Source organism: Arthrobacter sp. A2-55 (genome assembly GCF_025548615.1).
Lineage (GTDB): Bacteria > Actinomycetota > Actinomycetes > Actinomycetales > Micrococcaceae > Specibacter > Specibacter silviterrae.
The window spans coordinates 38,163-52,588 of sequence record NZ_JAJLOZ010000026.1; the positions used below are offsets into that span (position 1 = coordinate 38,163).

The window sequence follows — 14,426 nt, forward strand, 5'->3', positions numbered from 1 at the left end:
CGTCAGCCCTTCTTGTTGACTTGAAATGAGGACAGGTAGGAGCCGTAAATGCGCTCGACCTCGAGATGGGAGGCGAAGTAGGCCCTGGCCTCGTCGCCTTGCTGGTTAGACTCCGTCACAATGAACAGGTGAGTCAGGTTGGGGTGGTCCTTCTCTGCCAGCAGTTCCGCCAGTGCGGCGGCCTTGCCCGGTTTGAAGAGGACGGCCAGCTTGGCGTCCTCCGAGACCGCATAGCCCTGCCTGAGGGTCTCCCGTTCAATGAGCGGGCCCACGGCGCCGGCGCGCAACCAGAACACGCCTGCCAGGGCATCAAATTCCAGGCCGGTGCGCACGCGTGCAGCATCCAGGTACGTCAGGTTGAAGAACGCGACGTTGGCGGCCAAGCCTTCGCTGTACGTCGAGCCGTCCTCGCGAATGCCGGTGACGACCGTTTCGATCCGCGGCTTGGTCACGTGGCGGAACACGCCCAGGGCCTCGTATTTGTCATCCCCGGGACCATGCCCGGCCTTTCGGAGTTTGGTGTCGTCCTTTGCAGCCAACTCGTTGTTGGTCACCAGGATTGATTGCCGGGTGCCGCCGTCCTCTGCGTTGAGGCGCATCACGGCCTCTGCCGTCGTCCCGGAACCACCAAAGAAGTCGAGGATAACGGCGTCCGCAGGGGCAGCCATCCTGAACCAGCGCATCAGGACCTCATGGTCCTTTGGATTAGGAAACCGGGTATCGCCCATTATTGATGTGAGGTGAGTGCTGGCGATGCTACGCACCTTGTTGAAAGTCGGGATTGGCATTTCCGACATGTACTCCGTGAGGTACTTTTTGCGCCTAGGCAGTGACCCGGAGAATGAAATTCGCGCTTCGGAAATCAGTGACTGCATAAGGCCTTGCTCGATGGCCCACCCATTGTCAGGAGGATCTATCACACGGCCCGTGTCTGGATCGGTCACAGGATATTTCAGGTTCGGACGGAAAAGACGGTTGGTGAGGTCTGCCGTGTCATAGATTCGACCGAGCGCGTCTATTGAATTGAAACCACGTAGGCCTGTTGCGATGTTCTTCGAGTGTGCTTTGATAAATGAACGCAGGGCATCCTCAGCCTCTGTCACACTGCAGCCCGACGACAGGGCAGTTTCGACAACATTGAGCATCTGCGGGGCGAACGGTTTGGGGTCTCGGAATCTTGCGACCATGTCTTTGTTTCGTCCGTAGATCAGCATGTAGTCGACACCCCCAGCATGGTGCCTTGCCAACGCAGACCCCCCGCCCTGCCAAGTGATGTTGGCAATAAAATTACTTTCCCCGAACTCTTGGTCGAGGAGCATCCGAAGTCGATGGTGCTCACCATCCCCGATGGCCACAATCACAACACCGGTTTCGGTCAGAAGCTCTTTTGCCAGCTGCAGGCGCTTTTCCATGAAGGACAGCCATTTTGAGTGTTTGTAGGAATCCTGCTCGCCGACGTAGCGGTCGTTATATTTCCAGGTCTTGTTGCCTGTGTTGTAAGGCGGATCGATATAGATCAGGTCGATCTTTCCGGCGTGCGTGTACTGGAGCATCTCCAGGGCGTGGTAGTTCTCGCCGTTGATTACGGTGTGCACCGGGTCGGTGTCGGCGCCGCGCTTGATAGTGGAGATGGGTTCGAGACCGGGGTACATGACGTCGCCGAATTCACGGGCGACGGAGAGGCCTGCCACCGGGTAGTCGATGGAGGTGTCGTCCCCTTCAGCCAGAGTGGCGGTGTCGCCGTTGATGGACGTAACGCGGTGGAAGGTTCCGTCGGATTCACGGATCACCTTGGAGCCGGCCTTGACCGGGACCTTGGGCATGCGGATACCCTCGGGCTGGTGGCGTTCGAAGACCAGGCCGAATTTTTTCGTCGACTTCTCGATCTCGGCCTGCAGCTTGCCGCGCAGCTCCGGGTCTGTGACCTGGGACAGGTACAGCTCTAACATGGTTTGGTCACTCAATGGTTCTCCTCGAGGTGGTCTCCACCATTACCTTATGTGTTGTGGCGGGCCGGGAATGGCCGGCGGGCACCGGTGGCGCAAGAAAGCCCCTGGACACCGCGTCCAGGGGCTTTCGGCAGCTCTAGGAATCAGTGGGATTCAGGAGCGTGATGGCGCCCAGGGCTCCGAGGGTGTCCAGGAACGTGGTCTCGGTCCGAGGATCCACCCAACGGACATTGCCGCTCGGCGGGGCCTGGGTCGTGTATGGGATGTAGCTGGTGGTCACCAGCACCAGCGGCTGGTCGTGATCCCAGGAGGCGATGTCATCCAGTCGCTCGTTGCGCGGGGTGAAGAAGGCCGTCAGCGTGTCCTCTGATTCCAGGGACGGGTCGAACATGCCGGAGTTGGTGGCCTGGGCCAGCAGAAGCTCCTGCTCAGCGTTGGCCACCTGCACGGCCGCCACGTAACGCAATTCGAACGCCTTGGCGTCCCCCTCATCGGTGTCGGGGAGCTCGGCGTAGCCGTCAATGAGCTGCTCCACCAGTTCGGTGCGCGTGTCTGCGAGGGTGACGGCGCGGTCGATCATCATGCCGAACTCGAAGGTTCCACCGTCCGGGTGGGTCGCAGTCAGCTGGTCGGTGTCGGCGTCAAGGGTGAGGGTTGCCATGGGTCAAACTCCTAAAGTGTGGTGGTGATCTTGACTGATACTATGCAGCCAAAAGTTCGACGCTGGACAAGTTTAGGGTTTCGTCCAGGAGCCGCCCCAGGTTCTGCGGTGTTTTGTCGTTGATCAGGGTTGTGGTGATGTTCTCGGGCCTGAGCCCCTTTTCAGAGACATGGCCGTTGACGGGACCCGTGCCGGGACGGTGGATCCGGACCACCGGGCCGCCCTGTGCCAGCACCCATTCAGCCTCGGAATCGAAGCGGACATCGGTGAGGACCGCGGCCTGAGGCTGTTCCTGACTGATTTGTCGGGCCACGTAGTCTGTCCAGACGTTGGCGCCGTAGTTGGAGCGTCCTATCTCGGTTCCGTAGACCTGCAGGAGACGTCGAATCTCAGGTCCGTGGAAGCGGTGGTTCTTGGCCGCCTCCCAGTCCCCGCCCGTCTCCTCGAGGAGCTGGGCGACCGTTATGCCGCCGTCAAGGAACGGGTCCAAGGTGACCAGGTCATCAATCAGGCTGGCTTCTGTGCGGCCAGTGTCCTGGAAATCGCCACGGACGATGGCGTCGCCGTACACCTTGAAAGTCCGGACGATCTCCGGGCCGTAGACGCGGTGCGCCGAGGCCGCTGCCCAGCTGCCGTCGATCCGGCCGAGCAGCATGCCCAGGGTCAGGGTCCCGTTGAGCCTAACGTCGAGGAGGGCAACATGGGCCTTGACGGCATCACCGAAGGCGTACCTGGTGTAGCCGTGATGCTTGACCAAATGGGAGCCGGCGGTGTCCTTGCCGACCTGTGCAAATCCGTTGAGCCCGACGATGTCCATGGCTGACCTTTCTGTGAGGGTGGTTTCGATTGCTCCTATGCAGTTGCCGGCCCGGCGGCGGCCATGTTGCGGCTCTGGACGGCGAAGACGAGCTCTTTCAGGCTTTGCTCCACCTTCAGGGCGTGAGGTACGTCGGCGAATACGACGCGGTCGTCCATGCTGGTCACGCCGTTGGCGGCGTTGACGATGATGAGGGTTCCGCAGCGGAAGATGCGGTCCAGGATGCCCCGTTCGGTGCGGATGTCCTGGACGCGGGCGAGCTGGGAACTGATGGCCCGCTTGTAGAGGACTCCTTCTTGGACCATGATCTGCCGGTCGGTCACAACGAAGATCCGGCACCACCACTTGAGGATTGGAGCCACCGCGTAATGCAGGGTCAGGTAAAAGGTGACAGCCTGCGCCACCCAGTACACCCAACCGTCGACCAGGTCCCGGGGAACGAAGATGTAGCAGGCAGCTGCCATCGCGATGAAGACCAGCCAGCGGATGACTGGCCAAAACAGCACCTTTGGATGCGTGCGCAGCAAGGCGACGGGGACCTCTCCCAGGCCGACGCGCACGCTCTTGGGCAGCTTGACGGTGGAAGTGTGCAACTCGGGATGAAGGGGAATGTCGATGGCGCTTCTCCTTTAGGGGTGAGACGACCGGGCCGGCTGCCGCCGGCCCGGTCTCAGGGTTTTAGACGCTTGCTGGGACCAACCGGGTGCGTCGGCGGCGCTCAGCGTCAGTGATGCGGGCCATCGCAAGCGCCTGGCCTGCCGTCCAGTGCTCCATGCGGAGGGCGCTGACATTCGCCCCCGGAAATTCCTGGACCGGCTCGCCGTTGATGAACCGCTGGTAGCTGCCATCGGGTTCCACAGCAATGCGGGCTGTGTATGTGCGGGTGCTGCAGCTGACCTCGCAAACTCGCTCCACGCCGTTGGCAATGAGGTCGAAGCCCTTGTCCTGTGAGGCCACCTTCAGCGCACTGAGCTCGCTCTGGTACGCCTCGGCGGACATGATGGGCTGGGCGAGATGGGCTGGCCGGGCTGCCTGCTGGCGTGGTGCGGGTGTGGCTTGGTGCTCGGGGATCTTCAGGTCAATCTCCTTGGCCATCAGCGCTGCGGCGGTCAGCTGCCGGTTGAACTTGCCCTCGCCGAATCCGACGGTCACCTTGGAGGTGTCGCCGTCCTGGCCGAAGGTGCGGGGCACCCGGCCCTGGACGAACATTTCCTCGCCGTCGATCATCACCCGGTCACCCGCGTTCAGGGTTGCCAGCTGCACGACGCGCTTGCGGACGCCCCGGAGCTTGGAATAGTCGGGCAGCGGCTCTTCCCGCGGTTCAACCCGACGTGCCGGCGGCTTCTTCAGTCCACGGGTCTCCGGAGCCTGTGTCGATGCCCGTGCCGGGACATCGGACGTTGCTGCATGCTGCGCCAGGGCTGTCAGGTTTCCGGAGCGGGCGGCCGCCACATACTCAGCACGCTGCTTGGCCCGTTCCGTGTAGTCATGGTCGATTCCTGTTCCCGGCTTGTGCCCGGTTGGGCACTTGTGTGCGAGGGCCGCGGCCGTGAAGCGACCACATTGCTCGCAGCGCTCAACACCGGCGCCAGGAGATTGCTTCACGGATCGGTTGTAGACGGCCCCGGGTCGCGGAGATGCCTTCAGCCGCTCAAATACTTCCGGGGCGACGCGGTGGCCGTAGAGCTTACTGCCGATCTGGGTGGCCATGGTCCCTGTGGCCGGGTCGTAGCCGACCTTGTCCAGGAACGATGAGGCGACCGGTGTCAGTTCCACGCCCTCGGCCGCCCGGCGGGCCTTGCGGGCTTCCAGAAGGTCGCCCACCTTGGCCAGGGCCGTCATCGGCCGGCGTGATTCCAAGACGGCCGCGACGGCCTCCGACACCTGTGCCGAGGCGTCGTCGTCCGGCCCGCCCAGTGCCGTGGTTTCCCACGAGTTAGGGCCGGTCATCGTCACACGGACCCAGCCCTGCCGTGCTGCGCCTCCCTTGAGGGCAACGGACACGGGCACGTCAAAAGTGGGGTTGCCGTGTTCCTTGCTGTACCGCTTGATGGCTGTGGCCGAGGGCATGCGCAGCTGGATGTCCCCGTTGCCGTAGCGCATGCGGTGCGTGCGGCGGTGGCCGGACATGGCCTGGCCGAGGGTGCGCTGAGGAGTGTAGTCATCGGGCATCTGGGAGATGGACTTGGCCGATTCGGCGTATTCGGCGGCCACGAAGTTGCGGTTCCACCACTCTTCACGGTGTTCCGTGGTCATCGGTGACGCAACGGCATCCATGGTGGTGGCGGGCACGAAGCCGATGGACTTCAGTTGCTCGAGGCGGCGGGCCATGAGTGCGCGGTTACGGTCCGCGTTGAGGGTCACCCCCGCTTCCGGGTGGGTGATCTCCCTGAACTGTCCGCCGACTGGGATGCCTTTGGGCTGGCGGGGCTTGGTATCTGTGCTCATACCCTCTGGTGTGCGGCCGACGGCACGAATGCACAGTCCGAGGCTGGGTCAGAGGTTTTCGTGTGGCACAGCTGTGTCATGATTCGACACGACACAGTTGCAGAAATTGCTTAATGCCGGAGAACCGTCGATGCCCCTGATACTTTCGTGGTATCGGAAAACAGTTTCAGCAATGGGATTGGGCCACCCGGCCGTTCCGAGACACAGCACCACTACTGGTCACGAACAGCCAGCCCCCTTGGGGTTTGAGATTCAAAGGACAGTGAAAGCTATGGCTACTACTCCGAATCGGCGCGTTGGGCGCCGCAGCAAGGGTGAGCGCAAGGTTGTTGCGTTCCGTCTGCCGACCGATAAAGCCGACATGGTCAATGAGCTCGCCGCCAAGGAAGGCTATAAGTACGTCAGTGACTGGTTGGCGCAAGTTGTCGAGGATCGGATCGACAAGACCGACTTGTCAGCGATCAGGAACCAGGGGGAGCTGCCCATTGGCCGCATTGCCTAACTAAAAAAATGAAGGCCCGCACGAGGCGGGCCTTCGAAGCATATGACTTCTACCTGAGTAGCTTGCCGGCGATGACAGGTTAGAAGCCGACCGAGGTTCTTGCGAGCCCTGGCATTTGCATACACAGCCCGAGGGCTGCCTTACTTCCCTGAAAGGTCAAACGACCTTTGCAGGCCCTTCGTCCTGAAAGGATTAGTCCTATCGTACCCCAGCATGGGCTCATGCTTCCAGACTCACAGAGTCACGGCGCGCCGCGTGTCGCGGACGACCCTGCAACCGTGTGGTCTGCCCTGGCCCCTCTTCTTGCCGGACAGCCCAGAATGCGGCTGTCCCGCGACGCCGGACAGTCCTATCCCCAGCGATTTGAACGTGACCTCACGCCGGGCTTACCTAGCGTGCCTGCTGCCGTGCGCATCTTCGGCAAAGATGGCGCCTGCGCCGCCATCTTCCTGGACTTCGACTCCTCGGTGGCCGGCCTCGACTGGGTTGAAGCCGACGTCAAGTCTGTGCAAACGTGGCTGTACGAACACGGGGCCCGATGGATTGAGGACTACTCCCCCAATGGCGGCCGCCACATCTACGTTCCCCTCGCACAACGCGTAGCCTTCAGCGACGCCCGGGCCTTGGTTGAGGCATTGGGATCCAAACACCGAACGTTGGATAAGACCCCGCACCAAAACCTCCTGCACGGGTGCATGCGCACACCAGGAAGCCGTCACAAGCGCGGCGGACATCAATCCCTGGCAATGAGTCTTTCCATGGCCTACGACGTCGCCCGACGCCCCAACAGCGCCCAGGTGTGGGACGCACTCTACGGCAGCCTTGCTCCGGAAATTGAACGAGCCAAGACCCAGCAGCTCGCCCTGGTGGAACTGCCGACGGCGCCTTCGTCAGGGCCTCGCGATCTTGATGGCCAGCGCATGTCCCGGGCAATGACCCAAATCGCTTGCCACGGCCTGTATGACGTCAACCGGTACGCCAGCGACTCGGAGGCCAGGCAGGCAGTCATCACTGCTGCGGCGGCAGCTGGGCTGGAGGTTCTTGATGTGGCCCGGCGAATGAAGCAGGGCCTTTGGCCTGGGCTGGCCTCTTTCTATGCCCGCTACTCCCCCGTCAGCCGAAGCAAGGCGCTGAGGCGAGATTGGCAGAAAGCCCAGGCGTTCTTGGCCAAAAAACAGGCACATGAAGCGACAAATGACCATGCACGTAAAAACCCCACTAGCGAGCTTAAATCACAGGGGGGTAGTTCTCTTCCTAATAAATACGCCGTTGCGAACTCGCCGGCCGAGCACCAGTGGATCCGTACCTGGCGGAATTCACTGTCGTTGGTCGAATCCCGCTATACCTCCTCCCGCATGGGGCTCGGCCGGCGCATGGTGCTGCGTGCACTGGGTCAGGCAGCACATATGTCAGGAAGCCGATTTATCGAGTTTGGTGACAGATCCTTGGCGGTGGCAACTGGTATGGACCACACCACGGTAGGAACACACCTGAGGGCCCTGCGCGTCGAGTTAGACCCCCTCGTCACCCTTGTTGAAGCCGGCCGAGGCACAAAAGGCGACCTCTACCAGCTGAACATGCCGACCGAGGCCATGAATCGAGCCGAAAACACCCCCTGGCGCCGCGGCAAGCTTCACGCATTGCGGCCCGTTTTCCGTGAGCTGGGCATGGTGGCAGCATTCGTATACGAAGCTCTTGAGAATAGCCCCACTCCCCTGCTGACGGCGGACATCGTTCGAGTTACCGGCCTGTCGCGAACGGCCGTCTCTGAGGCGCTGGAGATCCTGGCAGCCTGGAACATGGTCGCGCGGGACCATGCCTGGTCGATCGTCGCAGGAACCAGCCTCATCACCCTGGCAGAATACTTTGGCGTCATGGAAGCCGTCGCGGCCCAGATTCACAAATACCGCTGCGACCGGGCCATTTGGCATGCCTGGCTGGCGGCCAATGTTGTTGTCGACCCCCTCCTCCCCTCCCCCACTGAGGATTACCCGTGGGAAACGTATGAAGGTCCCCCCGAGGAACAGACCCTCGCCGATTGGGCTTACAGGGCGGCCTGATAAGTACGAAGTCCGCGACTCTGTGAGTCACGGACTTCGTGTGGCATGTTGGTCGACTTCTTCGTCAGTACCGGGGAGGCAAGCCCAGGGAATCCCGAAGTTCCTGCTCCGTGCTTCCGTGGAGCTCGTCCTTTCGCTGCAGCAGCAAATCAATCGCCACGCGCACCAGGGTGTTGTCAGTGATTCGCTCGCCCTGTCCGAACTTGGCGTTGTGGATTTGCATGGTGAGAATCTTCAGGTCCACCGACTGATCGGGGAAAAGCCGCATCTCCTTGCGCACAAGCTTCAAGTAATGAGGCCGGGCAGACTCATGCTCCGCTGCCACTTCAGGCTCCTGGGCGACCTGCGCGATGGGTGCGGCAACAACTTCCGGTGCAGGCGGCGCAGCGGCAAGCTGGACGGGCTCCGCGGGCACATCTTGTACTGGGATTGGCGCGGGAACGGATTCAGCGGCCGGCTCCACGGCTCCCACTCCCCCGGCCGGTGCTGGCTCGACCTTCAGTGGTGCTGCCTGGGCTTGGGGCTCCTCCGGGTGTTCAGCAACAGCTTCGTCAACAACTGCCGGATTGGCAGCAGAGCTATCCCGAACCAGTGCCATTTCCGGCGAATCGGTGTTTAGCATGCTTCGCATGCTGCGAATGACAGCCATGTTTTACCCCTGATCCTTGTTGGCCCAGATGCTCAGCAATTCCCTGGCAACGTCCTTGTAGTCTGCTGCCGCTTTTTCCGAGTTTTGGTTTGATTCGTAGTTGGAAGCAACTTGGCCAACCATGGGAGCCCGTTCGTGGACCTTGTACGTGCGCACATATGACTTGCAAACCAGAAGGCCCGATTCCCGCAGCATCTCTTGGGCTTCGGTGGCGTCACTCAGGGACCGCGAATCAACCTTTGTGACTACAACCCGGTAGTCAGCATCACTCGGCTTGATTAGCGTTTCATAGGTACTGATCAGCGGTAGCAATGCCAGAACTGCCGGTTCTGTCGGCAAGATAACGAAATCTGAGTTTTCGACAACGGTTTTCAGCACATCCGTGTTTTGAAGATTGCCTGGAGTGTCAACAATGATTGTGTCGTAATCCAGGCTGCGGAGCTGTGTCAGAACCTGCGGGTCCGTCTCGCTGACGACATCAAAGGCAAGTTGCCGGTCTTCAGGCTGCTGGTCGGCTGTCGTCGCCCACATGGTCACGGAACGCTGCGGATCCACATCGACAACGAGCACGCGAGAATGCTCGGCGATTATCGAGGCGAGGTTCATGACAGTGGTTGACTTGCCGACGCCACCCTTTTGGTTGACAACAGAGACAACCCTCATCAGTTTGGTCCTTCGGTCGTGGTTGGGCCTACGACAAAGAAGTTCCTGGCCAGGAGATGGCACAGCAAGGTGGAGGATTACGTGTTCTTCTTCATCGCCGGCAATGCGATGTCTTCAATTTACCAGCAAGGGCGGCAGCATCCAGTAGAAACGCCGGAACACGCCTAGACGGTGAGTCTGTCAGTCCGAGTGTTCGCCCCTGCGTTTCTCACGCTGTCCGCGACACCCCGACTCTGTAAGTCCGTGAGTCGCCGAGCTTCGACCAAACTTGACCCCCAAACTCCCCCAGTCCCAGACACCGTGAGTACGTGACTCTGAGAAACCGCAAATCCCAGGGCCCGTGAGTCGTTGACTTAGTAATCCAGTGACTCCCAGAGTCACCGACTGCTATAAGGCTCCTCCGTACCCTGGCAATCTGTGACTTCCAGAGTCTGTTAGTTCGACGTCTCCCTTGTCCGCAAGGGTGAAGATGCCGCGACTTCAAAGACATGCTGGCTCTGCGAGTCACAGACTGCCAGAGCCAGCCCTGACCGTCGCCGTCGGCACTCACGGACTCTGTAAGTTACGTTCGGCCTCATCCTCGCGAAGCGGATGCGTGCCCCAGGATGGCCCGCAGGGCGCCAGCAGCACCGGATTCCCCATTGGGTTGGTTTTAGGCCCGCAGCGGGCCGCCTGTGGCCCCGGATGCACCTAGCACGCTGGCTTGAGCATATTCCCGGGCCAGGTGTTGCTGGTTTCAGCCCACGAGACGCTGACGGCTTGGTCGCGCGCCAAGCCGTTGGCCTGGGCGACAAGCTCTCCGACACCGGGACTCACAGAGTCGGGGTGTCCCAATTGTCGGACTATCTGGTTTGGCGATGTCACCAACTCTGCGACTCTGTGAGTCCCCGAATTCCGGCCGACGGGTGACGCCCTTAGGATGATCCACTCACAGAGTCCGTGAGTATGGGAATGTGCGGGTTAGCATGTCACGTACTCTGTCGGCCGATGGTTCCATGTAGCAAGTCCACTGACTCGCTGAGTCTGTGACTGACAGATATCCGATGTTGGGAAATCAGTGAATCACAGACTGCCTGAGTTTCGAACGCAGTGACACAGTGATTCTGTGACTCCGTTGCTCCGTGGTTACCGTTCTCCATGACATCGGGAGTCTGTTTGTCTGTGAGTCAGGGAGTTTCTAAGTGTGGCGGGGCTGTGGGTCGCAGAGGCACAGAGTCACTGAGTCCGCCCGGCGGTGGGTCACTCGCGATTCGACCCCCGAGTAGTTGCAATCCAGTGGCTGGCTGTTTCGGTACGGTGCGCGCTGTGCACCACGCCCGCAACGGCGTCCCACCCGTAACCGCGGTCAGTGCTGGAGTCGAGCCGTACGGGTCTGTCTTCGGTGGCCTGGGCCCGGACGGTTCCTGGGAATTGGACGGAGTGTCCTGAGCCGTTCCACCGGTCAATGAGCAGGATGTGGGGCCGGGTGAAGGTGAGCTCCCGGGTCTTCCGGGTGCCATCTGATTCGTCGAGGATCGTGGACTCTCGCGGGTCCCCGAAGTAGATGACATCAAGGTCGACGCCTGAATGCCAATCCCATGGCCCCTCGGTGACCAATTCGTTGATGGCTTGACGGGCCTCCGGCGCAGAAGTGTCCAGACCCTGTCCGGCCAAGATTGTCGTGAGCTTCCGCTCCCGCTCGTCATGGACGCCGTCATTGTTTCCGTAGCTCACGTCCGGCTCGGGGATGGCCAGGTTGATCCGCATGAGCTTGTGTCCGCCATTGGAAAGCAGCTGGGGGAGTGGGTCCGAGTCATCCTTTTCCTGGATTGCGTCCCGAAGTTCGTCGAGCACGTCCTGGTCGACATCGGCATCCGGTTCAAGGCCGGCGTCTTCAAGCAGCTCCCTTGCCAGCTCCTCGGCCCGATTCCATTTCTGGTCGTAGTAATCCTCATCCAGGGAGTCGTTGAGCGTGCCCTGGTTCCCGGCCAGATAGTCATTCAGCTGTTCATCGGATAGGTGGTGCGAGTAATCGACGAAGGCAAGCTCGAAAGTTTCATCCCCGAGTCGGACGGCATCGAGGATTCTTCGCGCTTCGCGGTCCGGATCAACCTGCAGGTCATCTTCCGAAAGCGTCAGGGCAATGCTGTCGTCAAGACGCACGTGGACGGCGCCGCCGCTGAACGGGCGGAGTACTGTGCCCGGGACTTCCTCGCCGTCGACTTGGCAGAGTACCCGCCGGCCTGGGGTCATCAGCCCGCGATAGGTTCCCTCGGAGGCCTGCAGGGAGACTTCGGCTTCGCTCTGCTGCTTGGTGGCGAACTTGCCGGTGCTGGCTCGTGGGTGATCGGCTTCGTTGAATCCGTGAATGGTCATGCCCGTCAGTGTGCGGCGGTGAGAGCAAAACGTAAGGGCCTCCTCTCGGACACCCCGTCTTCCTCTCGCCGCCGGTCGATCAACGGTGAGCCGCGGGCATTGTTGAGATCGTGGTGCCCAGGGCTGCGGCCAGGTCAATGCGGAACATCTTGCCATTGCGGGGGTCGGAGATGTCCTCGGCTATTCCCAGTGCCCAGCCGTCATCCTTCAGGTTCAGCGACCAGAGGCTTTCGTCCAGGTCAGGCCCTCCAGGGTTGAGTTCGCCTTCGATGAGTGGCGAGTCGACACTGTGGTCGATAGACCCGCTGCGGCCTTCCAGGCGGAGGATGTCGTATTGGTTTTCGCCGTCCTCATTTTCGCGGACCACCAGCGTTTCGGCATCGGGGTGGCGGGTCAGGACCGCGGCCGCCGCCAGTTGGACACTTGCTCGCTGGTGCAGTGCGTCAATGGTTTCGAATAGAGGGCTGTCCGGCGCCGTGTCGCGGAGATCGTTCCACTGATGGAAAATCGATTCGCGGGCGGTCGCCAGTTCTTGCAAACGATGGTCTGACGGGGCATTCGGGACGAGGGTGACACCCGCGGCTTCCTGGTGCGGCTGGGTGCCGAATTGGCCAGATGCCTGCCGGGCTGATTCTCGGGATTGGGCTGCGGGGGCTGAAATCATGATGTTCCTTTTGCGTAGTTGGGGGAGGGGATTAGCTGGCCTGCGTGAAGTACCAGCGCTCGTGCTCGGGCGTGGTGACGACGAATTGGCCTGTGTAGCGGTTCCACTCCCGCTTCCAGCCCGGCCGGGGCTCCCTGGACAGCTCAGCGACCGTGTTGTGCATCGTGGTGCCGTCGGGCATGGAGTTGATGAACCGGGTGTTGGGTGCCGGCATCGGGTGGACTGGGGGTTCGACGCACGCCTCGCGCAGGAGGCGGTCCATGTTCTCCGAGCCGAAGGTGCCGCTGTCGTACTCGTTGTGAATTCGGGTGATGCCAGAATTCCAGGCGGAGTCGGCGATCAGGGTGGGGGTCAGTCCGTCAAAGGGAACCTCCGTGCTGGTTGTCGCATAGACCTCCTCGAAGCCGTCCTCACCATCGGCCAATGTGGCGCTGTAGCGTTCACGGAAAAACGCGGACGTGCGTTGGCCGTTGAAGCTGAGCCACTCGAGCTTCTCCGAGTAGGTCAGGTTGTCCGGGGCAAGCTCCACCAGGTTGATCCGCTTGGTGGCATCGATAAGGACCATCTGGCCGTCTTCGTCTCGATTGACCACAATGCCGTCGATGACCTCCCCATCGGCCAGCTCGCTAAAATCTTCCTGCTCGCCGGGGCCAAGCTCAATCTGCCGATGGCGGTAGTCGGCGGACGGTCCCCCTTCAAGGCGGACGGCCGGGTCGGGGTTGTGGATTTGGGCGCCAAACTTGCCATCCGTCTGGCGGGCGCTTTCGCGGTTGTTCTTGGCGTTGGGCGAGATCGTTGTCATGCCCAACAGTGTGCGGCTGGGCAATGGAATGCCCAGCCGCACCGGTCACCCCTGGAGGTTGGCTCCCAGGACGCTCTCCAGAGCCAGCCTCTGAGCTTCCAGGCGGTTGCGCACTTCGAGCTCGTCGGCGTCCTCAACCCGGGTGTCGAGGGCGTCAATGGCCATGAAGCCAGCCTCGACCAGGGCATCTTGCTGTTCGTAGCTCAGGGGCATCCGGCGGGGGTCCCGGCTGTCCGGGTGCTGAAGCGGTGACGCCTGGATGGCGGCGTGCAGGTCGACGAGTCGGATTTCTCCCTCATGGGGGTCGTCGTGGACTTCGGCGATGCCGTCGGCCCAGCCATCGTTGTCGACACTGATGTCCGACAGGGCGTCTTCGATGTCCGCGATGGGGCTGAAGTCCTTCTCCAGCCAGGTGCGGTCCAGCTGCGAATCCGCCAGCATGTTCCCTGCAGCGTCCAAGATTTGGCGGGCATCGTACCGTGTGAGGTCTTCATCGTTCTGGACAAGCCGGAGATGGGTGGCCGTGGGGTGGTCAGCGACCAGGCGTTCGGATACCAGCTGGACGGTGATGCGGTCCATGGCTGCTTCGAAGAAACGCTTGTCGGCGGCGGCCCTGCGCTGGTGCTCGAGGAGGGCTGAGTGTTGGTCCCGCAGTCGGCGCGCCCGCGCACGGGGATCCTCGGTGGAGACCAGGGCAACGCCGGCGGCTTCCCTGTGGTGCTGGATGCCGAACTTGCCGTCGTTGCCCCGGGCGGTATCCTGGGCTGCTTTTGCTGATGCTGAAATTGATGTCATACCCGTAGGTGTGCGGCAGACGGCATGAATGTTCGGCGACCGGGCCTCTGGACGAGCCCAT

13 protein-coding genes are annotated in these 14,426 nt (G+C 61.5%); 2 read left to right on the forward strand and 11 right to left on the reverse strand.

Annotated elements, in window-relative coordinates; all coding sequences use genetic code 11:
* Nucleotides 1-2: 2 nt before the first annotated feature.
* The 5 genes from LPN03_RS09240 to LPN03_RS09260 all read right to left on the reverse strand — a co-directional run bounded on the left by LPN03_RS09240 (nucleotide 3) and on the right by LPN03_RS09260 (nucleotide 5,875).
* Nucleotides 3-1,964 carry a site-specific DNA-methyltransferase gene (locus LPN03_RS09240; RefSeq protein WP_262454024.1) on the reverse strand — a complete coding sequence of 654 codons (1,962 nt, stop codon included), beginning with the start codon at nucleotides 1,962-1,964 and terminating at the stop codon, nucleotides 3-5.
* 121 nt (nucleotides 1,965-2,085) lie between these two features.
* Nucleotides 2,086-2,610, reverse strand: coding sequence for a hypothetical protein (locus LPN03_RS09245; RefSeq protein WP_262454025.1), 525 nt, complete (start codon nucleotides 2,608-2,610; stop codon nucleotides 2,086-2,088).
* Between the two features lie 40 nt (nucleotides 2,611-2,650).
* Nucleotides 2,651-3,427, reverse strand: a complete 777-nt coding sequence (locus LPN03_RS09250) for a hypothetical protein (protein ID WP_262454026.1) — start codon at nucleotides 3,425-3,427, stop codon at nucleotides 2,651-2,653.
* A gap of 35 nt (nucleotides 3,428-3,462) precedes the next feature.
* Entirely contained in the window at nucleotides 3,463-4,020 is a 558-nt protein-coding gene (locus tag LPN03_RS09255; RefSeq protein ID WP_262454027.1) for a PH domain-containing protein, read from the reverse strand.
* An 85-nt stretch (nucleotides 4,021-4,105) separates the two neighbouring features.
* A complete protein-coding gene (locus tag LPN03_RS09260; protein ID WP_262454028.1) occupies nucleotides 4,106-5,875 on the reverse strand; it encodes a KTSC domain-containing protein in 1,770 nt (589 codons plus the stop codon).
* 271 nt (nucleotides 5,876-6,146) lie between these two features.
* On the opposite strand from LPN03_RS09260, the gene LPN03_RS09265 reads away from it, so the two are divergent.
* The gene (locus LPN03_RS09265) at nucleotides 6,147-6,377 is read left to right on the forward strand and encodes a hypothetical protein (protein ID WP_262454029.1); all 231 of its coding nucleotides are present in this window, start codon (nucleotides 6,147-6,149) and stop codon (nucleotides 6,375-6,377) included.
* A 221-nt stretch (nucleotides 6,378-6,598) separates the two neighbouring features.
* Entirely contained in the window at nucleotides 6,599-8,437 is a 1,839-nt protein-coding gene (locus LPN03_RS09270) for a MarR family transcriptional regulator (RefSeq protein ID WP_262454030.1), read from the forward strand.
* Nucleotides 8,438-8,501: 64 nt separating this feature from the next.
* Here LPN03_RS09270 and LPN03_RS09275 read toward each other — a convergent pair whose 3' ends face one another.
* The 6 genes from LPN03_RS09275 to LPN03_RS09300 all read right to left on the reverse strand — a co-directional run bounded on the left by LPN03_RS09275 (nucleotide 8,502) and on the right by LPN03_RS09300 (nucleotide 14,365).
* Entirely contained in the window at nucleotides 8,502-9,059 is a 558-nt protein-coding gene (locus LPN03_RS09275; protein WP_262454031.1) for a hypothetical protein, read from the reverse strand.
* 30 nt (nucleotides 9,060-9,089) lie between these two features.
* Complete coding sequence (locus LPN03_RS09280; RefSeq protein ID WP_262454032.1) at nucleotides 9,090-9,749, reverse strand: ParA family protein; 660 nt, start codon at nucleotides 9,747-9,749, stop codon at nucleotides 9,090-9,092.
* Nucleotides 9,750-10,988: 1,239 nt separating this feature from the next.
* The gene (locus LPN03_RS09285; RefSeq protein WP_262454033.1) at nucleotides 10,989-12,104 is read right to left on the reverse strand and encodes a hypothetical protein; all 1,116 of its coding nucleotides are present in this window, start codon (nucleotides 12,102-12,104) and stop codon (nucleotides 10,989-10,991) included.
* A 79-nt stretch (nucleotides 12,105-12,183) separates the two neighbouring features.
* Nucleotides 12,184-12,768, reverse strand: a complete 585-nt coding sequence (locus LPN03_RS09290) for a hypothetical protein (RefSeq protein WP_262454034.1) — start codon at nucleotides 12,766-12,768, stop codon at nucleotides 12,184-12,186.
* A gap of 31 nt (nucleotides 12,769-12,799) precedes the next feature.
* Complete coding sequence (locus LPN03_RS09295; RefSeq protein ID WP_262454035.1) at nucleotides 12,800-13,570, reverse strand: hypothetical protein; 771 nt, start codon at nucleotides 13,568-13,570, stop codon at nucleotides 12,800-12,802.
* Between the two features lie 45 nt (nucleotides 13,571-13,615).
* Entirely contained in the window at nucleotides 13,616-14,365 is a 750-nt protein-coding gene (locus LPN03_RS09300; RefSeq protein WP_262454036.1) for a hypothetical protein, read from the reverse strand.
* Nucleotides 14,366-14,426 lie beyond the last annotated feature (61 nt).